Below are 20,092 nucleotides of genomic sequence, written 5' to 3' on the forward strand. Positions count from 1 at the left end.
CTCTCTGTGAAGGGAGGGCAAGTGCATGAAAGCGAAAAAGATCATTGCAATCTATCTGCGTTTATCTTCCGAAGATAAGGATGAGGACAAGGACGAAAGTAACAGTATTACCAATCAGAGATTTTTACTGCACAGTTTTATTCGAAAATTTCCACTTGATGAATATGAAGTTGTCGAATATGTAGACGATGGATATACAGGAAAGAATCTGGACAGACCGGGAATGCAGAGAATGCTGCAGGATATCAGAGACCGAAAAGTAGCCATAGTGGTGGTAAAGGATTTTTCCAGAATGGCAAGAGATCATATCATTATGGGAGATTTTATTGATAAGATATTCCCATTCCTTCAGATAAGGTTTATTTCCGTAAATGACCACTTTGATAGCAACGATTATGATGGAAGAACACCAGATATGGATGTGCCTTTTCAAAATCTTGCATCGGATTATTATTGTGAAGAGTGCTCTATCAAGATAAAAGAAGGTATTAAAACGGTGCAGAATCAAGGAGAGTACTATAGCTCAGAGGCACCTTTTGGATATCAGAAAGACCCAGAAATTAAGAATCATATCATACCAGATGACGAGACAGCACCCATAGTACAAAGATTGTTTCATATGAGAGGTGTCTTGAAGTATGAAAAACGCAAGATCGTACACATATTGAATGAAGAAGGCGTTACTATACCAAGCGAATATGCGAATAACAAAGCAGGCAAGCTTGTAAAAAATTATGCCGGAAAGATTCGGATTTGGACGGTTGATATGCTTGATAGAATTTTACGAAATCCTATGTATTGTGGAAAAACTGTAGCTGGAAAGAGCCGTACAATAGGTCCGGCTACAAAGAAAATGATATGGATACCGAAAGAAAAATATATCGTTACAGAAAATACGCATGAAGCACTTGTAAGTCAGGAGCTGTTTGACATTGTACAGAGCATGGAACAAACCAGAGAAACGAATGGCAGATATAAGATGACTGACGAATTTAGAGTTACACCAGTATCTGGGATGGTCCGCTGTGGTATATGTGAACACAAAATGTATCGACGGTTCTACAATAAAAAAACACAGAAATCCCAGTATTATTGTTATTATGCGAACATGGCAAAAGACATGAAGTGCATGAAAGGTTCTCTGGATGAAAAGATTCTTGTTGAAGTGGTGGAGAAAGTTGTGATGCAGCAGATAGAGGTCGTAGCAAGGCTTCAGGAAGTGCAGAAGGAACGTAATAGGATTGAAGCAGATAACCGCAAAAAGTCTGATCGGGAACGAAAGAAAATCAGAGATAGAATTAACGCAGTAAAACAGAAAAATGTAGCTGCATATGAGAAATACAGCAGTGGTGAACTTAGCAGGGAAGATTTTATGTCCTATAAAGAAGCAAATAATTTGAAGGTTGAAAAACTTCTTGAAGAAATCGGACGATTAGAGCAGGATATCATGGATGCGGCTCCAGAGGAAAATGAATTTCTTAAATTGTTCGATGGGGTGAAATGGGATGGAAAACTTACCAGAGAACTGTCAGAAATGCTGATTGATACAATTTATGTGTATGATCAGAAGCACATAGAAGTGGTTTTTAAGTATCAGGATGAGTATAAAAAATTGCTTCAAACATTAAAAAATGAAGAAAGAAAAGCAGTATAAATTAGGACGAGACAAATAGGAGACGAATGAAGATGAACGAAATTAGCGTAATTGATGGAAAAAGAGTATGGATTTATCAAAGAGACAGTCTTGGCAATAACAGTGCAAAATTAGAAGAACAGAAACAGAAAATGCTGGAACTTGCTGAACATCATGGGTTTGAAGTAGTAGGTTGTACTACAGAGATTGCATCAGGAAAGAAAATAAGACGCAAAGGAATCCACAAAATAAAAAGAGTTTTCAAGAAGAAAAGAGCAGATATTCTGATGGTAAAGAGCCTGGATCGTTTGACTGTGAACATGAGCTGTTATGAAGAGCTTGATGGATGGTTTCGTATGCAGAATGTGAAGGTATTTGGTTATGACTATGATGATTTTGTAGAGACGGATGAACATACTTGCCTGATGCTGACAAGAAGAAAGTGGAGTTTCAGGAAATTCGTAAAAAGTATTATTTTAAAAGTAAAGGGCATGTGGTAAAATAGGGTATGCAGTAGAGGGGCAGTTTTCAGTGATACTGGGAACTGCCTTTAATAATAAAAAATGTTATTAGGATAACATTAAATTCAGAAAGTACTTAGGAAATTCAATATGATAAAACAATTGAAAACAATTTTAGGAAGGTATGTAAAAAAGAAAAAAATAGTAACAGAGATTCCAGAAAGAGCAATAACGAATGAAACTGATAATTATGATATAAGTGTTAGAAAGTATAAAAATATACCATTGTATACTGAAGAAGAGATGGAGAAAGCACCTATTGACGATAGTGACGAAGTTAGATATGAATGTTTAGGGCGCCAAGTAATAAATGGCTATGTTGGATTATATAAAGGTAAATGGATAGTAGGAAGAAGACGAGATGGGTGCATTGTTAAAACATGCAAGGATTTATTGTTTGATAGTCTAGATCCTGAAAAAGAAAAAAGAAATCGACACATTTTAGAAGTACAAAATAAGGCATTACTTGGAGAAGACATAGCAAATGAGATATTTTGTAAATTTACATATGATATAGAAAAGCAGGATATATTTGCGCTTCATGTGACATTAGAACGAGAATATGTTGAAAATGAAATTATAGAAGATTCTGGAACATATGGCGGAATACATTTTGTTCCCATTGATAATATTGATTTATGTGCGAACAAAGGAAATACATATTATGGGAATAAAATAGCATTATTGAAGCCAATAAGTGATGAAGTATATTATGAATATATGGAAGATACATTTGTTGGTAATAAAGTGTATATTACAAAAGTGATGTATTTATCAAGTGTGGAAACATGGAAGTATTTGAGTCAGTTAACTGTAAGTCTCAGAGAACATAAAGAAAAATTATGCCAATATCTGAAAGGACTGGAGAACTTGCTTCCAGAAGAGGATTATACATCCAGTATAAAGTTTATTGAAGAACTATAGAAAAGAGAGACATGCGTATGGAAAGTAATGTTTTGGCAACGGTATTAACATCTTCAGTAGTTGCAGGTGTAATTTCATCATTAGTTGCATATTTTCAGTTTCATAAAAATAATAAATTAGTGTACATAACAAATGAAAGAAAAGCGTGGAGAAGCGATATACGTAGAATTGCTGAAGAGATTGAGGCAGCAACGGGATATGAAGATATTCGAAAACCTTTGGTGGAGTTAAAGGTGCGTATTAATGCGTATGGAAAGAATACAGATGATGTAAAGAAGGATTCACATATTTGGAAAGTAATTGAACGGCTGCAAAAACAGAACGATGATTTTGATGAGGCGAAACAATTACTGATTTTGTATTTATCAACACTATTAAAAATGGATTGGGAAAGAAGCAAAGAAGAGATAAAAGGAAATACTTATAAAATTGTACTATATTTTGTGACGCTGGCTACAGAAATTGTTTATTGCTATATTTATCTAGTTGAACTGAAAATATCATCGAACTTAATGTTTATTGGATCCATTATTATCATGATGTTACCAATTATTTTGCCAGAGAGGTCAGGTATAAATCTTGATGATGCGATAGAATGGGTAAAGGGCAAAGAAAATATATTTTTTCATAAGTTCATAAAAACTATGTGTATTTGCTTGCTATTATTTATTGGAAGTATACTATTAGAATGTTTATTTGACAGTATATTGATGAAATGGACGGAGTTTTGGCTTCCGATGGTTTTATTATTTGTTGGTTTTACAATAAGATATTTATATGAATATAGAAAATACTTGCTCGATATTTATTATATTCAAAATATATCAATGTGCAGAAATACTGAAAAAAAGTGCATGCATTATGAAAATGGTATTAAGGATGAAAAAAATATATGAAAAAATCTGTCATTAACTTGACACAATCAGGGAATCTGTGAAGGGGGAGAGATGGCACGAAGATTGCTTACTATTATAAATAGATAGAAACTCGGCAAATCAGGAAAGAGGATGAGGTGAAACATGGAAGGAAAAATCAGAGTAGGCTGTATTGCAGATGATTTTACAGGGGCAAGTGATGCGGCGTCTTTTCTCAGAAGGCAGGGTATGAAGACGGTACTGTTTAACGGGCTGCCGGAGGAAAAGCTTCCGGAGAACTGTGATGCAATTGTAGTTGCATTAAAATCCCGTACAGCACCGGTAAAAGAAGCAGTAAATGATTCCATTCAGGCATTGAAGTGGATGAAAGCGCAGGGAGCGGTACAGCTCTATATTAAATACTGTTCTACCTTTGATTCCACAAAAGAAGGAAATATCGGACCGATTCTGGATGCAGCGCTGGAAACATTTGATATTCCGTATACGCTGGTATGTCCATCACTTCCGGTCAATGGAAGAACGGTTAAAGAAGGATCTCTGTTTGTGAACGGAATTCCGCTCCATGAGAGCCATATGAAAAATCATCCGCTGACTCCTATGTGGGCATCTGATATTACGGTGCTGATGAAAGAACAGAGTAAATATCCGTGTATGAAATTATCTATCCAGGAGCTTCGGGAAGGAAAAGAAGCTGTGCTGGCAAAAGTGGAGAAGTTTGCTGCGGAGCATCCGAGATTTTATATTGTGCCGGATTACTACGAAGATGCACATGCGGAGCTGATTCTTGGTATCTTTGGTGATCTTTCACTGATGACCGGGGGATCCGGACTTCTGGGGGCAGAAGCATTCCGAAAAAAAGCAGCCGGAGAAGCAAAAGAAGAGATGACGGTTCCGGCAGAAAAGAGTCTTCTGCTGGCGGGCAGTTGTTCCAAGGCAACACTGGAGCAGATTGACACTTATCAGAAAGCCGGTGGATTTTCTGTACATGTGGATCCGCTTCGTCTTCTGAACGGAGAGGTCACGGTGGACAGCCTCTGGGAAGAGGGAAAAGGTGCCAGTAAGGTGCTGTATTACAGTTCGGACAAAGCTGATAATGTCAAGAAAGTACAGGAAGCCGGACGGGAGAAAGTTGCAGAACTTCTGGAACAGACCATGAGCATGCTTGCACAGAGGGCAGTGAAGGACGGATATACACAGGTGATTGTTGCCGGAGGAGAGACTTCAGGAGCAGTTACACAGGGACTAGGATATCAGTCCTATCTGATCGGGGAAAGCGTTGCGCCGGGAGTGCCGGTTATGACACCTGCTGGTAACCGGGCACTGAGACTGGTACTGAAATCAGGGAACTTCGGACAGCCGGATTTCTTTGAACGCGCTGTGAAAATGACTACAGAAGGTAAAAGAGGAGAATAAACATGGATGAGATTTTAAAGAAAAAACTGGAAGATGCTGTATGGGTGGCACACAGCCTGTTTGAGAGAGGAAAAACCAGCGGGTCTTCCGCAAACATGAGTTTTCTTCATAACGGGAACGTATATATTACGGCAAGCGGAACCTGCTTTGGAACACTGACAGCAGATGATTTTGCAGTTGTTTCCATGGATGGCGAGAGCCTGAATGGAAAGAAAGCGAGCAAAGAGTTTACCCTTCATAAATATTATTATGAGAAAGACTCGAAGGTACAGGCAGTGGTTCATACACACGGACCGTATGCGGTACTCTGGTCTTGCAGACATTTTGAGAAAGATAGTGATATTATTCCGGCCTATACCCCGTACCTTGGCATGAAGGTTGGAAAGATCGGACTGGTTCCCTATGGAAAACCGGGTTCAGATACCCTCTTTGATGCATTTAAAAACAGTCTGCCGAATGGAGATGCTTATCTCCTGAAAAATCATGGCGGAATCGTGGGTGGCAAGACTATCATGGATGCATTTTTTGGTATCGAGGAGCTGGAAGAGAGCGCAAAAATCGCCTGCATGATTGAGACAGATGCAAAATACGATAAAATCGGTTAACAGAATAAAAGGAGAGAACAAATATGGATTATACAAAGATCATGAATGACAAAAGTGGAAAGAAAGCAAGAGTTGGAATCGTAGGAGCAACCAAAGGATATGGTTATACTCTTCTTGCTCAGATTCCAAGCGTAAAACTGATGGAGTTAAGAGCGATCTGCTCCCGTCATCCGGAAGAGTGTCTGGCGGTGTTAAAAGAAATCGGATACCCGGAAGATAAGATTGTTGTATGTGAGAACAAAGCAGACATCGCTGCTGCCGCTGAAGATACGATCATCGTAGTGAAAGACTACCGTCTGGTTATGGAGTGCGGCATTACCGCGATGGTAGAGTGTACTGGAAATACCGCAGTCAGTACAGACGCTGCTATCATTGCGCTGAAAAAAGGAATCAACGTATACATGGTTTCCAAAGAGACAGACAGTGTATGCGGACCGATCCTGAACCAGATCGCAGCAGAGAATAATGCAGTATATGCATTAGTAAACGGTGATCAGCCGAGAAACCTGCTGGATCTTTACTCCTGGGCAAAACTTCTTGGACTGGATGTGATTGCAGTTGGTAAATCCAGTGAATATGATTTTGTATGGGATCGTGAGACCGGGGAGATGACCTATACGGACGGAAGCGGAAGAAGTGAGCAGATGCCGCAGATGCTGGACTGCTGGAGATATAAAGGAACTGAGACACTGGTACAGAGAAGAAAACTGGTGGAGAAATACACAGAAGTTATTTCTGCTGACCTGTGCGAGATGAACTTGGTATCCAACGTTACCGGATATGTACCGGCAACTCCATTTCTTGATTATCCGGTAGCAAAACCGAGTGAGCTGGCTGATATCTTTATTCCGGAAGAGGATGGAGGAATCCTGAAGAAAACAGGTGTTGTGGATGTATTCTATAATCTGCGTGGAACAGACGAGGCAAGCTTCTGTGGCGGAGAGTTCATTGTTATCAGATGCGAGAACGAGAAGATGTGGGAAATCCTCATCGGTAAAGGTCATGTAGTAAGCCGTAACAAGAAATATGCATGTATCTATCTGCCGTATCATTTCATGGGACTGGAGACTCCGGTATCCATCATCCTTGGCGATCTGATGGGAATAGGATGCCATCCGGAGTGCCGTCAGGTATCTGTTCTGGCAGGTGTGGCTGAAGAGGATATGGCGAAGGGAACAGAGCTGAAAGTACATGGACATCATCATGCAATCGATGGACTGGTTCCGGAGCTTCTGGAAGTAAAAGAGGCAGGAAATGCAGCACCATTCTATCTGCTGAATAATACTACACTTTTAAGAGATGTGAAAAAAGGACAGCCGATTACTCTGGAAGATGTGGATCTGTCCGGACTGGAAATCTATAAATTGTATCAGGATGGACTGAAACTTTCATAATTTATGGACAAGATTCCTGTATATTAGAGAAAAGAGAGGGCGGATATGCCTTCTCCTTTCTCTTTGTTTAACGATCCCATTTGTCGCAGAGGGAATTGATCTGACTGATAAATTTGGCGAGATCCTTGTTGGCTCCGCCTTCGTTGTGGTAGATGACCTGCATAAGCCGTTTGCCTGCTTCGATAAGTCTTGTGTACATATCGGATTTGCGTTTGGCAGCAGGTTTCTCGGCAGATACTGGAATCTTCAGGCCTTCCTTGATCCATACGCCGGTGGCAAGATCGAACAGGGCACCGGAGAAGGGAGCGAAGGCAGGAATCTGGTATTCTTCATTGAGGCATGCGGTAAAATCATCACATACCGTATCTTCACCATGTACAACGAATACCATTTCCGGTTTAGGTGAAAATGCTTTGACCCAATTTAAGAGGCCGTTTTTGTCGGCATGGCCGCTGATCCCCTGAAGCTGTTTGATCTCAGCTCTGATTTCGATCGTCTCACCGAAGAGTTTGCAGTATTCAGCTCCTTCAATGAGGGAACGTCCCAGCGTATTGTATGCCTGATATCCTACAATCAGGACGGTACATTCCGGACGCCACAGATTATGTTTCAGGTGGTGTTTGATACGGCCGGCTTCGCACATACCGGAAGCGGAAATAATGACCTTCGGCTCAGCATTAAAATTGATGGCCTTGGACTCATCACTGGAGACTGCCAGATGAAGGTTCGGGAACCTGATCGGGCTGATACCGGCATTGATGAGTGCCATGGCGTCATCGTCAAAGCAGGATTGAAAGTTCTTATTAAAAATAGAAGTTGCTTCAATGGCCAGCGGACTGTCTACATAAACAGGAAAATCAAAGTCCAGAAGCTTCCGTTCTTTGATGTCACGGATAAAATACAGGAGCTCCTGGGTTCTTCCGACTGCAAATGCCGGGATGACCAGATTGCCTCCGCGTTTCAGTGTGGTATTGATGACAGAAGCCAGTTCCGCTGCATAGTCAGGTGGTGCATTGTGATAACGGTCGCCATAGGTGGATTCCATGACCACATAGTCTGCAGTGTCCGTAGGAATCGGGTCTCTGATGAGCGGTTGATTGATATTTCCAATATCACCGGAGAAAACAATTTTTTTTGATACTCCATCTTCCTCAATCCAGATCTCGATGGAGGAGGAACCGAGAAGATGGCCTACATCGCGAAATCTTACATGGATACCTGGGCAAAGTTCGATTTTCTGCTCATAATCGCAGGGATGGAAGAGACCGATGGCACCGAGAGCATCAGCCATGGTGTAGAGAGGTACGTATTCTTCCAAACCGGCACGTTTCCCTTTCCGGTTACGCCATTCTGCCTCAAATTCCTGAATGTGGGCACTGTCGCGGAGCATGATACTGCACAGATCGCTGGTGGCGAAGGTGGAAATAATATCTCCGTGAAATCCGTTCTTATATAAAAGCGGTAAACGGCCCGAATGATCAATGTGGGCATGTGTCAGCAGAACATAGTCAATCTGGTTGATGGGTACCGGGATATCCTGATTCACGTAGATATCTTTGCCCTGTTCCAGACCACAGTCTACAAGGATATGTTTTCCACACACTTCCAGATAGTGACAGCTTCCGGTGACCTCATGGTCTGCGCCTACAAAACCTAGTCTCATAAAACAACCCCCTTACAATTCTTCTTATCAATATGATATCAAGTTATGTGTGCAGATGCAACAAACAGAAGAGAAATATTTGTAAAAATATGTAATATAGAACGAAAGAATATGAAAAAAATATACAATATGCATAAATTCTCGGAATTTTTAGTGCTGTCTTGTGCTGAGAGAGCAAAGCAGATATAATTATTTATATTATATATAAGGAAGAGAAAGGTTTTAAATATATGTTCATAGCAGATAATTGGAAAGATTATGAAGTCATTGACTGTTCCGCGGGTGAGAAGCTGGAAAGCTGGGGAGGCTATCTTCTGGTGCGTCCGGATCCGCAGGTCATCTGGGACACACCGAAGAAACATAAGGGTTGGAGAAAAATGAATGGACATTATCACCGCAGCGCCAAAGGCGGCGGCGAGTGGGAGTTCTTTGATTTACCGAAACAGTGGGAGATTGGATACACCCTTCCGTCAGGAAAGAAGCTCACCTTTAACCTGAAGCCCTTCAGTTTTAAGCATACAGGACTGTTCCCGGAGCAGGCGGCAAACTGGGACTGGTTTTCTGAGAAAATCCGCAATGCAGGACGGCCGGTCAAAGTATTGAACTTGTTTGCCTATACGGGTGGTGCGACATTGGCAGCAGCGGCAGCAGGTGCTACGGTTACTCATGTGGATGCCTCCAAAGGAATGGTGGCATGGGCGAAGGAGAATGCGAAGAGCTCCGGACTGGAAGATGCACCGATCCGCTGGCTGGTGGATGACTGCCAGAAATTTGTAGAGCGGGAGATCCGCCGCGGCAATCACTACGATGCGATTATCATGGATCCGCCTTCTTATGGAAGAGGACCGAAAGGTGAGATCTGGAAGATTGAGGATGCAATTCATCCGCTGGTGAAACTGTGTACCCAGATCCTGAGTGATGATCCGCTTTTCTTCCTTATTAATTCCTACACAACCGGTCTTCAGCCTGCAGTACTGTCCTATATGCTGGGAACAGAACTCAGGAAGTTTGGCGGTCATGTAGATTCCCAGGAAGTGGGACTCCCGGTAACCGAGAGTGGACTGGTACTGCCCTGTGGTGCCAGCGGACGGTGGGAAGCATAGAAGAGACATGGCCAGCAACAGTATTTAAACAGCAGTAACGAATATATGACTTGTATGATGTGCATCATATTCGTTTGCTGAGAATACTATTGCGTTGCGTATTTTAGGCTTCGGAGAGATGATAGGTTTCGCTGCTCTTCTGCTTTGGGTATATGGAAGGATTGCAGATCCTGCCACCCAGAAATGATATAAAAACTCTTTGAAAATAATTTGTTCCGTATGATTTTCCGCCTGTTTGGGTAGCAGAGCTTCCGTTGATAAGATAACACCCGGAAATTTATAGGAAAACGGGTGGGGGATAGAGACAGAGCGTTATATGCCCATAACAATATCATATAATAAGAAGAAACCACTATTTGGGGATGAAAAAGATTGCGCAATGGGTATTGTTGCTAAAAACAAACGTATATAGCCAGACTGATCTCAAGAATATGAATAAGAGTGGCTAAAGGACACAGAACCAGGGAAGACATAACGAGGAGAAAGTGAACGATGGGATATTTAATTGCAGAAACAACGCGAGAAGAACGCGAGAAAATTGTGGCAGAGTCTCTTGGCAACATCGAAGCAAACTGTGACGGATGCATGTCCGGACTGGCAGAAATGTATGAGGACTACATTGACGGTAAAAAAGAACTTCGGGAAATCAACATGGAATTCAATGCCAGATATGTAAAAGAAGACATTCGCCCGGAGCGGACAAACTGCTTCTACAAATAGAGGGATGAAGTAAACTGGTCTGGATGAGGCAGTCATATTTTCTTTTGACTGCCTCTTTATGCATACAACTTGCACAAAAACAGACGAAAAACTTCGTATATATTCATGAAAAAATTTTCTTCATAAATTTCAAAAAAGTCTTGCCAAATCAGGTGTTTTCCATTATACTAATTCATGTTGTGACATGATAGCAATGAAGCGTGAGGTTGCCACGCAGGTATAGCGCGTGGGTTTTCCGTGGAGCGAATGTCAAGTTAGCAAACTGGCGACAAGTCACTGTACAAGTAAAGAGCTTCTTAAGTAAGAGGTAAATATCGTGTGAGTATCCACGTGATACACACGGATGAGTGTACAGTCACCGCTTGTCGTACTGGTAGTCTAAAGTACGAATAAGGAGGCGACTTTTTTTATGGCAAGTCAAGTAATGAGAATCACAATGAAAGCATATGATCATCAGCTGATCGATGCATCCGCCAAGAAAATTATCGAGACGGTAAAGAAAACGGGATCTAAGGTGAGTGGACCGGTGCCGCTGCCGACTAAGAAGGAAGTAGTAACCATCCTTCGTGCAGTACACAAATATAAAGATTCCAGAGAGCAGTTCGAGCAGAGAACTCACAAGAGACTGATCGACATCATCGCACCGACGCAGAAGACGGTTGACGCACTGTCCCGCCTTGAGATGCCTGCAGGTGTGTATGTTGATATTAAAATGAAAAACAAATAATTCCTGCGGCTAGAATGAATTCCTTAAAAGAAGGTATTCCGCTGTAGAGAGAACAGGAGGAAACGTAAGAATGAAGAAAGCTATCTTAGCTACAAAAGTCGGAATGACTCAGATCTTCAACGAAGACGGAGTGCTCACTCCGGTTACCGTGCTTCAGGCCGGACCGTGTGTTGTAACTCAGGTTAAAACCGTAGAGAACGACGGATATGCCGCTGTTCAGGTTGGCTTCGTTGATACCAGAGAAAAACTGGTGAACAAAGCAGAGAAAGGACACTTTGACAAAGCAGGCGTTGCTTATAAGAAATTTGTCAGAGAGTTTAGATTAGAGAATGCTGCTGAGTACGCACCGGCACAGGAGATCAAAGCAGACATCTTCGCTGCAGGCGATAAGATCGATGCAACTGCTGTATCCAAAGGAAAAGGTTTCCAGGGTGCTATTAAGAGACTTGGCCAGCACAGAGGACCGATGGCTCATGGTTCTAAATTCCATCGTCATCAGGGTTCCAACGGCGCTTGCTCCGATCCGAGTAAGGTATTCAAAGGAAAAGGAATGCCTGGACACATGGGCGCTAAACAGATTACTATCCAGAATCTGGAAGTAGTCAAAGTTGACGCAGAGAACAACTTATTGTTGGTAAAAGGTGCGGTACCAGGACCTAAGAAAGCCTTAGTTACCATCAAAGAGACCGTTAAGAGCGGTAAATAAGGTTTAGGGAAAGGAGGAACACATAAATGGCAAACGTATCTGTTTATAATATGGAAGGCAAAGAAGTTGGCACAATTGAACTGAACGATGCAGTATTCGGTGTAGAAGTAAATGAGCACCTGGTACACATGGCAGTTGTTGCACAGCTTGCAAATAAAAGACAGGGAACTCAGAAAGCTAAAACCCGTTCCGAAGTTTCCGGCGGTGGAAGAAAACCGTGGAGACAGAAAGGTACCGGACATGCTCGTCAGGGTTCAACAAGAGCTCCGCAGTGGACCGGCGGCGGCGTAGTATTCGCTCCGACTCCGAGAGATTACACGATCCGTCTGAACAAGAAAGAGAAGAGACTTGCTCTGAAATCCGTTCTGACTAACTGTGTAAATGAGAATAAATTCATCGTTCTCGACGAACTGAAATTCGACGAGATCAAAACTAAAAAAATGCAGGCAGTTCTGGATGCACTGAACGTATCCAAAGCGCTGGTAGTTCTCAATGAGAATGACACTAACGTTGTTAAGTCTGCAAGCAACATCGCAAACATTCAGACAGCTCTGACCAACACCATCAATGTGTATGACATTCTGAAATACAACACTGTTGTTGTTACCAAGGATGCTGTTAAGACCATCGAGGAGGTATATGCATAATGGCTGATATCAAATACTATGATGTAATCCTCAAACCGGTTATCACTGAGAAGAGTATGGCAGCTATGAGCGAGAAGAAATACACTTTCCTTGTTCATACCGAGGCTACCAAATCTCAGGTGAAAGAAGCAGTAGAGAAAATGTTCGCTGGTACTAAAGTACAGAGCGTAAACACCATGAACTGCGACGGAAAGAATAAGAGACGTGGCATGGTTGTCGGCAAAACCGCAAAAACCAAAAAAGCCATCGTTCAGCTGACTGCAGACAGCAAAGATATCGAGATCTTTGAGGGACTGTAAGTCGTAAGCGATTTAAAACTATGTGCATACGAGCACGACAATTTCGTAGATATTGAAAGGAGATAAAGTAATGGGAATCAAAACATACCGCCCATATACACCTTCCAGAAGACATATGTCCGGTTATGATTTCGCGGAGATCACCAAAAGTACTCCGGAGAAATCTCTGGTCGTTTCTCTTAAGAAAAACGCAGGACGTAATGCTCAGGGTAAAATCACTGTGAGACACCGTGGAGGTGGATCCAGAAGAAAATACAGAATCATCGACTTCAAGAGAAGAAAAGATGGAGTTCCGGCAACTGTTGTTGGTATCGAGTACGATCCGAACAGAACTGCTAACATCGCACTGATCTGCTACGCAGACGGCGAGAAAGCTTACATCCTTGCTCCGCAGGGACTGAAAGTTGGAATGGTTATCATGAATGGACCGGAGGCAGAGGTTCATGTAGGAAACTGCCTGCCGCTGGAGAATATTCCGGTTGGTACTATGGTTCATAACGTAGAGTTATATGCTGGTAAGGGCGGACAGCTGGTTCGTTCTGCTGGTAACAGCGCTCAGCTGATGGCTAAGGAAGGCAAATATGCTACCCTGAGAATGCCGTCCGGCGAGATGAGAATGGTTCCGCTGAACTGCCGTGCAACCGTTGGTGTTGTAGGTAATGGTGAGCACAACCTGATCAACGTTGGTAAAGCTGGTCGTAAACGTCACATGGGAATTAGACCTACTGTCCGTGGTTCCGTCATGAACCCGAACGATCATCCGCATGGTGGTGGAGAAGGAAAGACTGGTATCGGTCGTCCGGGTCCGTGCACACCTTGGGGTAAACCGGCTCTTGGTCTTAAGACTAGAAAGAAGAACAAGCAGTCCAACAAGCTGATCGTTAGAAGAAGAGATGGCAGAACATTCAAATAAGGAATAGGAGGTTTCACAATGGCTCGTTCATTAAAAAAAGGACCATTTGCAGATGCTAGCCTGCTTAAGAAAGTAGACGCTATGAACGCAAGCGGAAGTAAGGCCGTGATCAAGACCTGGTCTCGCCGTTCCACTATTTTCCCGCAGATGGTTTCACATACAATCGCAGTACACGATGGAAGAAAACATGTTCCGGTATATGTTACTGAGGATATGGTAGGACACAAACTTGGAGAGTTCGTTCCGACCAGAACTTACAGAGGACATGGAAAAGACGAGAAGAAGTCCAGACGTTAGTCGTTGATATATTGGAAGGAGGTTACATCGAATGGCAAAGGGATCCAGAAGTCAGATTAAGAGAGAAAGAAATGCCCAGAAGGATACCAGACCGTCTGCTAAGTTATCTTATGCACACGTTTCTGTCCAGAAGGCTTGCTTCGTTTTAGATGCCATCAGAGGTAAAGACGTGGAAACTGCACTTGGTATTGTTGCTTACAATCCGAGATATGCATCCACACTGATTGAGAAATTATTAAAGTCCGCAATTGCAAATGCGGAGAACAATAACGGAATGCACGCTGAGAATCTTTATGTAGCTGCCTGCTATGCAGACAAGGGACCGACCATGAAGAGAATCAGACCGAGAGCACAGGGCCGCGCTTATCGTATCGAGAAGAGAATGAGCCACATCACGATCGTGCTTGACGAGAAGAAATAAGGAGGACAATCATGGGACAGAAAGTTAACCCGCACGGCCTTAGAGTCGGTGTTATTAAAGACTGGGATTCCAAATGGTATGCGGAAGCAGATTTCGCAGACTGCCTGGTTGAAGATTATCAGATCAGAAAGTTCCTGAAAAAGAAACTGTACAGCGCTGGAGTTTCCAAGATTGAGATCGAGAGAACCTCCGACCGCGTTAAAATTATCATCTCTACTGCAAAACCGGGTATGATCATCGGTAAAGGCGGAGCAGAGATCGAAAAAGTAAGAGCTGAATTACAGAAGATGACTACTAAGAAAGTAGTTGTAGATATCAAAGAAGTTAAGAGACCGGACCGTGAGGCTCAGCTCGTTGCAGAGAACATTGCACAGCAACTGGAGAATCGTATCTCCTTCCGTCGTGCTATGAAATCCTGCATGGGACGTGCTATGAAGTCTGGTGCAAAGGGAATCAAAGTTACCTGTTCAGGTCGTCTTGGCGGCGCTGATATGGCTCGTACTGAGACTTACTCAGACGGTACAATCCCGCTGCATACTCTGAGAGCAGATATTGACTATGGTTTCGCAGAAGCAGATACTACCTACGGCAAAACTGGCGTAAAGGTATGGATCTACAGAGGCGAGATTCTTCCAACAAAGGCAGCAAAGGAAGGGAGCGATAAATAATGTTAATGCCAAAGAGAGTAAAGCGCCGTAAACAGTTCCGCGGTACTATGACCGGTAAGGCGCTTAGAGGTAATAAGATTACAAATGGTGAATACGGTATTGTTGCTCTTGAGCCGTGCTGGATCAAATCCAATCAGATCGAGGCAGCCCGTATCGCTATGACCCGTTACATCAAACGTGGTGGTAAAGTTTGGATCAAAATTTTCCCGGATAAACCCGTAACCAACAAGCCGGCTGAGACCCGTATGGGTTCCGGTAAAGGAACGCTGGAGTACTGGGTGGCAGTTGTTAAACCGGGCCGTGTTATGTTTGAGATTTCCGGAGTATCCGAAGAGATCGCAAAAGAGGCACTGCGTCTGGCTACCCACAAGTTACCCTGCAAATGTAAAGTCGTTTCTCGCGCAGACTTAGAAGGCGGTGATAACAGTGAAAATGAATAAATATGTTGAAGATTTAAAAGCAAAATCAGCTGCAGAACTGAACAATGAGTTAGTAGCTGCAAAGAAGGAACTTTTCAACCTGAGATTCCAGAATGCAACCAATCAGCTGGATAACACGGCAAGAATCAAAGAGGTTCGTAAGAATATTGCCCGTATTCAGACTGTTATCGCACAGAAGAACGCGTAAGCCTGGAAGCTGCAGTTTGAGAAAGGAGAACAATCGTGGAAAGAAATCTGAGAAAAACCCGTGTCGGTAAAGTGGTTAGCAATAAAATGGATAAGACCATCGTAGTTGCTGTAGAGAACCATGTAAAACATCCGCTCTACGGAAAGATCGTTAAGAAGACTTATAAATTAAAAGCGCACGATGAGAATAATGAGTGCGGAATCGGTGATACCGTAAAAGTTATGGAGACCAGACCGCTGTCTAAAGACAAGAGATGGAGACTGGTCAACATTATTGAGAAAGCCAGATAGGAGGATGCCGCAATGGTACAGCAGGAAACAAGACTGAAAGTTGCTGATAACACCGGTGCAAAAGAATTACTCTGCATCCGCGTTATGGGCGGCTCTACAAGAAGATATGCAAACATCGGCGATGTGATCGTTGCCAGCGTTAAAGATGCAACACCAGGCGGTGTTGTTAAAAAGGGCGATGTAGTGAAGGCTGTTGTAGTCCGCACTGTTAAAGGCGCTCGCCGTAAAGACGGCTCCTACATCAAATTTGATGAGAATGCCGCAGTTATTATCAAAGAGGATAAAAACCCGAGAGGAACCCGTATCTTTGGGCCGGTAGCTAGAGAGCTTCGTGAGAAACAGTTCATGAAGATCGTATCCCTTGCTCCGGAAGTATTATAGGAGGTATCGGAATATGTCTACAATGAAAATTAAAAAAGGCGACACCGTCAGAGTCATTGCCGGTACTGACAAAGGAAGCGAAGGCAAGGTTATCGCTGTTAATCACAAAAACAACACCGTCCTCGTAGAGGGTGTAAACATGATTACAAAACACACCAAACCGTCACCGGCTAACCAGCAGGGCGGAATCGTACATCAGGAAGGACCGATCGACGCTTCTAACGTTATGTTCGTAAGCGAAGGAAAAGTTTCCAGAATCGGTTTCAAGATGGACGGAGACAAGAAAGTCCGCGTTGCAAAAGCAACCGGTAAGGTTATCGACTAATATTTGAGGAAGGAGGTCTGGAGAAGTTGAGTAGACTCAGTGAGCAGTACAAAAATGAGATCGTAGACGCTATGATCAAAAAATTTGAATATAAAAACATTATGGAAGTGCCGAAGCTTGACAAAGTTGTTATCAACATGGGTGTCGGCGAGGCTAAAGAGAATGCTAAAGTGCTGGATTCTGCAGTAAAAGATCTGGAGACCATCACCGGTCAGAAAGTAGTTCTGACCAGAGCAAAGAATTCCGTAGCAAACTTCAAAATCCGTGAGGGTATGCCGATCGGATGCAAAGTTACTCTTCGTGGAGAGAAAATGTACGAGTTCGTGGATCGTCTGGTAAACCTGGCACTTCCGCGTGTACGTGACTTCCGTGGTGTAAACCCGAACGCTTTCGATGGCAGAGGAAACTATGCACTCGGAATCAAAGAACAGCTGATTTTCCCGGAAATTGAATATGATAAAGTGGACAAAGTAAGAGGTATGGATATCATCTTCGTTACCACCGCTAAGACAGACGAGGAGGCTCGTTATCTGTTAAGCTTATTCAATATGCCATTCGCTAAATAGGAGGGAATTTCATGGCTAAGACATCGATGAAAATCAAACAGCAGCGCAAACAGAAATTCTCCACCAGAGAATACAGCCGCTGCAGAATTTGCGGTCGTCCGCATGCTTACCTTAGAAAATATGGAATCTGCAGAATTTGCTTCCGTGAGCTGGCTTACGCAGGCCAGATCCCGGGCGTAAAGAAAGCAAGCTGGTAGAAAGGAGACGTCAAAATGACAACGAACGATCCAATCGCAGATATGCTCACTAGAATCCGCAATGCGAACACTGCAAAGCATGATACCGTAGATGTACCGGTATCCAAGATGAAACTTGCGATCGCTGACATCCTGGTAGATGAGGGATATGTTGAGAAATACGATCTGGTAGATAACGGAAACTTCAAAGATATCCGTATCACCTTAAAATATGGAAAAGATAAGAACGATAAAATTATCGCTGGCCTGAAGAGAATTTCCAAACCGGGTCTGCGTGTATACGCAAGCAGAGAAGAGCTGCCGAAAGTACTCGGTGGTCTCGGAATCGCTATCATCTCCACCAACAAAGGTGTGATGACTGACAAGAAAGCAAGAGAGCTGAATGTCGGCGGCGAAGTTCTTGCATTTGTTTGGTAGTAAATACATTACTATATAACTCACTGAAAACAGAAGGGACAAACATGTCCCTTCCGAAAATCTAAGTAAGGAGGATTTGAATTATGTCCCGTATCGGAAGATTACCGGTAGCGATCCCGGACGGAGTAACCGTGACCGTAGCCGAGGGAAACAAAGTGACCGTAAAAGGCCCGAAGGGAACTCTGGAAAGAGTACTTCCCGCAGAAATGACAATCAAAGTTGAGGATGGACACGTAGTAGTGACCAGACCGAACGATCTGAAGAAAATGAAATCTTTACACGGATTAACCAGAACTCTGATCTCCAACATGGTGACAGGTGTTCATACTGGTTATGAGAAAGTTCTTGAGGTAAACGGTGTTGGTTATCGTTGCTCCAAATCCGGAAAGAACCTGACTCTTCATCTTGGATACTCTCATCCGGTTGAGATGACCGATCCGGAAGGTCTTGAGGCTGTTGTAGATGGCAACAAGATCACCGTTAAGGGAATCGACAAGGAAAAAGTTGGCCAGTACGCTGCTGAGATTCGCGATAAGAGAAGACCTGAGCCGTATAAGGGCAAAGGTATCAAGTATGAGACCGAAGTTATCAGACGTAAAGTTGGTAAAACTGGTAAGAAATAAATAAGGAGAGTGTAAAGATGGTTAGTAAGAAATCAAGAAGCGAAGTTCGCGCTAAAAAGCATTACAGACTGCGTAACCACATCAGCGGCACCGCTGAGAGACCGCGTCTGGCAGTGTTCAGAAGTAATAATCATATGTATGCTCAGATTATCGACGACACCGTTGGAAACACTCTGGTATCTGCTTCTACCCTTCAGAAGGATGTAAAAGCTGAGCTTGAGAAAACCAACAACGTTGATGCAGCAGCATATCTTGGAAAAGTTATCGCAGAGAAAGCCCTTGAGAAAGGAATCAAAGAGGTTGTATTTGACCGTGGCGGATTCATTTATCAGGGTAAGATTGCAGCACTGGCTGAGGCAGCCCGTGAGGCAGGACTGGAATTTTAGAGGAGGAGGAGACATAACATGAGACATGAGATCATTGATGCAAGTCAGTTAGAACTGACTGATAAAGTCGTATCAATTAAGCGTGTTAGTAAGACCGTCAAAGGCGGACGTAGCATGCGTTTCACGGCTCTGGTAGTCGTTGGTGACGGAAACGGTCACGTAGGCGCCGGTCTTGGAAAAGCCACTGAAATTCCGGAAGCTATCCGTAAGGGCAGAGAAGATGCCGTTAAGAAGCTTGTAACCGTCGCACTGGATGACAATAAGAGTATTCCGCATGACAACTTTGGTAAGTTCGGAAGTGCTTCCGTACTGCTGAAGAAATCCCCGGAAGGTACCGGTATCATCGCAGGAGGTCCTGCACGTGCCGTTGTAGAGCTTGCTGGTATCAAGAATATCCGTACCAAATCTCTGGGATCAAACAATAAACAGAATGTTGTACTGGCTACTATCGAAGGTCTGGCTGGTCTGACCTCTCCGGAGGAGATCGCTAAGAAACGTGGTAAGTCTGTTGACGAGATCATGGCATAAGGAGGAGAATGAAAATGGCAGAGAAATTAAAGATCACATTAGTAAAATCTCCTATCGGCGCTATCCCGAAGCAGAAAGCTACGGTAGAAGCTCTTGGTCTTAAGAAAGTAAACAAGACTGTTGAGATGCCGGATAACGATGCAGTTCGTGGAATGATCTGGCATGTAAGACACTTAGTAAAAGTGGAAGAAATCTAATTATCAGACAGTAAGGAGGTGCCACA

The 20,092-nt window shown here is 43.1% G+C and carries 30 protein-coding genes; 29 read left to right on the plus strand and 1 reads right to left on the minus strand.

Annotated elements, in window-relative coordinates; all coding sequences use genetic code 11:
- Window positions 1-25 precede the first annotated feature (25 nt).
- From LKD36_RS09675 to LKD36_RS09705, 7 genes are all read left to right on the plus strand, one after another.
- On the plus strand, window positions 26-1,654 hold the full coding sequence (locus LKD36_RS09675; protein ID WP_118030371.1) for a recombinase family protein: 1,629 nt from the start codon (window positions 26-28) through the stop codon (window positions 1,652-1,654).
- A 32-nt stretch (window positions 1,655-1,686) separates the two neighbouring features.
- Window positions 1,687-2,133 carry a recombinase family protein gene (locus tag LKD36_RS09680; RefSeq protein WP_182382504.1) on the plus strand — a complete coding sequence of 149 codons (447 nt, stop codon included), beginning with the start codon at window positions 1,687-1,689 and terminating at the stop codon, window positions 2,131-2,133.
- Window positions 2,134-2,244: 111 nt separating this feature from the next.
- Complete coding sequence (locus tag LKD36_RS09685; protein WP_118030373.1) at window positions 2,245-3,078, plus strand: hypothetical protein; 834 nt, start codon at window positions 2,245-2,247, stop codon at window positions 3,076-3,078.
- A gap of 17 nt (window positions 3,079-3,095) precedes the next feature.
- Window positions 3,096-3,974 carry a hypothetical protein gene (locus tag LKD36_RS09690; RefSeq protein WP_117919234.1) on the plus strand — a complete coding sequence of 293 codons (879 nt, stop codon included), beginning with the start codon at window positions 3,096-3,098 and terminating at the stop codon, window positions 3,972-3,974.
- Window positions 3,975-4,097: 123 nt separating this feature from the next.
- Window positions 4,098-5,366, plus strand: coding sequence for a 3-oxo-tetronate kinase (otnK, locus tag LKD36_RS09695; RefSeq protein ID WP_308459483.1), 1,269 nt, complete (start codon window positions 4,098-4,100; stop codon window positions 5,364-5,366).
- A gap of 2 nt (window positions 5,367-5,368) precedes the next feature.
- On the plus strand, window positions 5,369-5,971 hold the full coding sequence (locus LKD36_RS09700) for a class II aldolase/adducin family protein (protein WP_308459484.1): 603 nt from the start codon (window positions 5,369-5,371) through the stop codon (window positions 5,969-5,971).
- A 23-nt stretch (window positions 5,972-5,994) separates the two neighbouring features.
- Entirely contained in the window at window positions 5,995-7,365 is a 1,371-nt protein-coding gene (locus LKD36_RS09705) for a homoserine dehydrogenase (RefSeq protein ID WP_308459485.1), read from the plus strand.
- Window positions 7,366-7,432: 67 nt separating this feature from the next.
- Here the strand turns inward: LKD36_RS09705 and LKD36_RS09710 are convergent, their stop codons facing one another.
- The gene (locus tag LKD36_RS09710) at window positions 7,433-9,028 is read right to left on the minus strand and encodes an MBL fold metallo-hydrolase (protein WP_308459486.1); all 1,596 of its coding nucleotides are present in this window, start codon (window positions 9,026-9,028) and stop codon (window positions 7,433-7,435) included.
- A gap of 230 nt (window positions 9,029-9,258) precedes the next feature.
- Here LKD36_RS09710 and LKD36_RS09715 point away from each other — a divergent pair, with 230 nt between their 5' ends.
- The 22 genes from LKD36_RS09715 (at window position 9,259) to rpmD (ending at window position 20,066) form a co-directional block, all read left to right on the plus strand.
- Window positions 9,259-10,131: a class I SAM-dependent methyltransferase gene (locus tag LKD36_RS09715; RefSeq protein ID WP_308459487.1), complete on the plus strand. Its 873-nt coding sequence runs from the start codon at window positions 9,259-9,261 to the stop codon at window positions 10,129-10,131.
- A 492-nt stretch (window positions 10,132-10,623) separates the two neighbouring features.
- Window positions 10,624-10,851, plus strand: coding sequence for a purine biosynthesis protein PurH (locus tag LKD36_RS09720; RefSeq protein WP_308459488.1), 228 nt, complete (start codon window positions 10,624-10,626; stop codon window positions 10,849-10,851).
- A 409-nt stretch (window positions 10,852-11,260) separates the two neighbouring features.
- Window positions 11,261-11,578: a 30S ribosomal protein S10 gene (gene rpsJ / locus LKD36_RS09725; protein WP_118770721.1), complete on the plus strand. Its 318-nt coding sequence runs from the start codon at window positions 11,261-11,263 to the stop codon at window positions 11,576-11,578.
- A gap of 70 nt (window positions 11,579-11,648) precedes the next feature.
- A complete protein-coding gene (gene rplC / locus LKD36_RS09730) occupies window positions 11,649-12,284 on the plus strand; it encodes a 50S ribosomal protein L3 (RefSeq protein ID WP_118770720.1) in 636 nt (211 codons plus the stop codon).
- 26 nt (window positions 12,285-12,310) lie between these two features.
- Window positions 12,311-12,931 carry a 50S ribosomal protein L4 gene (gene rplD / locus LKD36_RS09735; RefSeq protein WP_118770719.1) on the plus strand — a complete coding sequence of 207 codons (621 nt, stop codon included), beginning with the start codon at window positions 12,311-12,313 and terminating at the stop codon, window positions 12,929-12,931.
- Window positions 12,931-13,230 (plus strand): 50S ribosomal protein L23, encoded by a 300-nt coding sequence (rplW, locus tag LKD36_RS09740; protein WP_118770718.1) that lies wholly within the window; start codon window positions 12,931-12,933, stop codon window positions 13,228-13,230. Before rplD ends, rplW begins: the two co-directional genes overlap by 1 nt.
- A gap of 70 nt (window positions 13,231-13,300) precedes the next feature.
- Window positions 13,301-14,143 carry a 50S ribosomal protein L2 gene (rplB, locus tag LKD36_RS09745; protein WP_118770717.1) on the plus strand — a complete coding sequence of 281 codons (843 nt, stop codon included), beginning with the start codon at window positions 13,301-13,303 and terminating at the stop codon, window positions 14,141-14,143.
- 18 nt (window positions 14,144-14,161) lie between these two features.
- Window positions 14,162-14,440 carry a 30S ribosomal protein S19 gene (rpsS, locus tag LKD36_RS09750; protein WP_117499418.1) on the plus strand — a complete coding sequence of 93 codons (279 nt, stop codon included), beginning with the start codon at window positions 14,162-14,164 and terminating at the stop codon, window positions 14,438-14,440.
- Window positions 14,441-14,471: 31 nt separating this feature from the next.
- On the plus strand, window positions 14,472-14,861 hold the full coding sequence (gene rplV, locus LKD36_RS09755; RefSeq protein ID WP_118770716.1) for a 50S ribosomal protein L22: 390 nt from the start codon (window positions 14,472-14,474) through the stop codon (window positions 14,859-14,861).
- Between the two features lie 11 nt (window positions 14,862-14,872).
- The gene (rpsC, locus tag LKD36_RS09760) at window positions 14,873-15,529 is read left to right on the plus strand and encodes a 30S ribosomal protein S3 (protein ID WP_118770715.1); all 657 of its coding nucleotides are present in this window, start codon (window positions 14,873-14,875) and stop codon (window positions 15,527-15,529) included.
- Complete coding sequence (gene rplP / locus LKD36_RS09765; RefSeq protein ID WP_118770714.1) at window positions 15,529-15,969, plus strand: 50S ribosomal protein L16; 441 nt, start codon at window positions 15,529-15,531, stop codon at window positions 15,967-15,969. The genes rpsC and rplP overlap by 1 nt, the downstream gene beginning before the upstream one ends.
- Window positions 15,956-16,156, plus strand: a complete 201-nt coding sequence (rpmC, locus tag LKD36_RS09770; protein WP_118770713.1) for a 50S ribosomal protein L29 — start codon at window positions 15,956-15,958, stop codon at window positions 16,154-16,156. The genes rplP and rpmC overlap by 14 nt, the downstream gene beginning before the upstream one ends.
- Before the next feature lie 35 nt (window positions 16,157-16,191).
- Window positions 16,192-16,446 (plus strand): 30S ribosomal protein S17, encoded by a 255-nt coding sequence (rpsQ, locus tag LKD36_RS09775; RefSeq protein ID WP_118770712.1) that lies wholly within the window; start codon window positions 16,192-16,194, stop codon window positions 16,444-16,446.
- A 12-nt stretch (window positions 16,447-16,458) separates the two neighbouring features.
- Window positions 16,459-16,827, plus strand: coding sequence for a 50S ribosomal protein L14 (gene rplN, locus LKD36_RS09780; protein ID WP_087153629.1), 369 nt, complete (start codon window positions 16,459-16,461; stop codon window positions 16,825-16,827).
- A 13-nt stretch (window positions 16,828-16,840) separates the two neighbouring features.
- Window positions 16,841-17,152, plus strand: coding sequence for a 50S ribosomal protein L24 (gene rplX / locus LKD36_RS09785; RefSeq protein WP_118770711.1), 312 nt, complete (start codon window positions 16,841-16,843; stop codon window positions 17,150-17,152).
- Window positions 17,153-17,178: 26 nt separating this feature from the next.
- On the plus strand, window positions 17,179-17,718 hold the full coding sequence (rplE, locus tag LKD36_RS09790; protein ID WP_118770710.1) for a 50S ribosomal protein L5: 540 nt from the start codon (window positions 17,179-17,181) through the stop codon (window positions 17,716-17,718).
- A gap of 11 nt (window positions 17,719-17,729) precedes the next feature.
- Window positions 17,730-17,915, plus strand: a complete 186-nt coding sequence (locus tag LKD36_RS09795) for a type Z 30S ribosomal protein S14 (RefSeq protein WP_117499434.1) — start codon at window positions 17,730-17,732, stop codon at window positions 17,913-17,915.
- Window positions 17,916-17,930: 15 nt separating this feature from the next.
- A complete protein-coding gene (rpsH, locus tag LKD36_RS09800) occupies window positions 17,931-18,332 on the plus strand; it encodes a 30S ribosomal protein S8 (protein WP_118770709.1) in 402 nt (133 codons plus the stop codon).
- Window positions 18,333-18,415: 83 nt separating this feature from the next.
- Window positions 18,416-18,955: a 50S ribosomal protein L6 gene (gene rplF, locus LKD36_RS09805; RefSeq protein ID WP_118770708.1), complete on the plus strand. Its 540-nt coding sequence runs from the start codon at window positions 18,416-18,418 to the stop codon at window positions 18,953-18,955.
- A 17-nt stretch (window positions 18,956-18,972) separates the two neighbouring features.
- Entirely contained in the window at window positions 18,973-19,341 is a 369-nt protein-coding gene (gene rplR / locus LKD36_RS09810; protein ID WP_117499439.1) for a 50S ribosomal protein L18, read from the plus strand.
- Window positions 19,342-19,359: 18 nt separating this feature from the next.
- A complete protein-coding gene (gene rpsE, locus LKD36_RS09815; RefSeq protein WP_118770707.1) occupies window positions 19,360-19,869 on the plus strand; it encodes a 30S ribosomal protein S5 in 510 nt (169 codons plus the stop codon).
- Window positions 19,870-19,883: 14 nt separating this feature from the next.
- Window positions 19,884-20,066 carry a 50S ribosomal protein L30 gene (gene rpmD, locus LKD36_RS09820; RefSeq protein ID WP_118770706.1) on the plus strand — a complete coding sequence of 61 codons (183 nt, stop codon included), beginning with the start codon at window positions 19,884-19,886 and terminating at the stop codon, window positions 20,064-20,066.
- Window positions 20,067-20,092 lie beyond the last annotated feature (26 nt).

It is taken from the genome of Hominiventricola filiformis (assembly GCF_020686965.1).
In the GTDB taxonomy this organism is placed as follows: domain Bacteria; phylum Bacillota; class Clostridia; order Lachnospirales; family Lachnospiraceae; genus Hominiventricola; species Hominiventricola filiformis.